Here is a 733-nt window from a genome sequence, read left to right on the forward strand (position 1 = left end):
CCTTGAAAAGAAGAGGTAATTGTTAATTATTAATTATTAATTATTAATTATTGAAAGTGCCTCCAACTAATTTCGAGAAATATCGGGGAAATGTTATTGCTGCATCTATTAACAAGCAAGATGCTCGCACTTCTAGACGTCAATTTCTCAAAACGTCAGCAGCTACCATCGCAGCTTCAGCTCTTTCTAGCTGTGGTTGGAGATTAGCTGAAGTAAAATCTAACCCCCGAATGCAGGGAGATTCAGATTTACTCTATATATATACTTGGGCAGGTTATACAGACCAAGATTTGCTAGACCGCTTCTACGATGAAACAGGTATCAAAGTAGTTGCAGATGTGTTTGACTCTAATGAGTCGATGCTAGCCTTGAAAAGAAGAGGTAATTGTTAATTATTAATTATTAATTATTAATTATTGAAAGTGCCTCCAACTAATTTCGAGAAATATCGGGGAAATGTTATTGCTGCATCTATTAACAAGCAAGATGCTCGCACTTCTAGACGTCAATTTCTCAAAACGTCAGCAGCTACCATCGCAGCTTCAGCTCTTTCTAGCTGTGGTTGGAGATTAGCTGAAGTAAAATCTAACCCCCGAATGCAGGGAGATTCAGATTTACTCTATATATATACTTGGGCAGGTTATACAGACCAAGATTTGCTAGACCGCTTCTACGATGAAACAGGTATCAAAGTAGTTGCAGATGTGTTTGACTCTAATGAGTCGATGCTAGC

Annotated in this window: 2 protein-coding genes; both read left to right on the top strand. The window is 38.1% G+C overall.

Annotation, left to right across the window (positions count from 1 at the left end; genetic code table 11):
- Positions 1-56: 56 nt before the first annotated feature.
- Positions 57-392: a twin-arginine translocation signal domain-containing protein gene (locus D5R40_RS33540; protein WP_375339461.1), complete on the top strand. Its 336-nt coding sequence runs from the start codon at positions 57-59 to the stop codon at positions 390-392.
- Between the two features lie 81 nt (positions 393-473).
- On the top strand, positions 474-733 hold a 260-nt coding region (locus D5R40_RS33545; RefSeq protein ID WP_192901346.1), incomplete at its 3' end, for a twin-arginine translocation signal domain-containing protein.

This window comes from Okeania hirsuta, from assembly GCF_003838195.1.
GTDB lineage: Bacteria > Cyanobacteriota > Cyanobacteriia > Cyanobacteriales > Microcoleaceae > Okeania > Okeania hirsuta.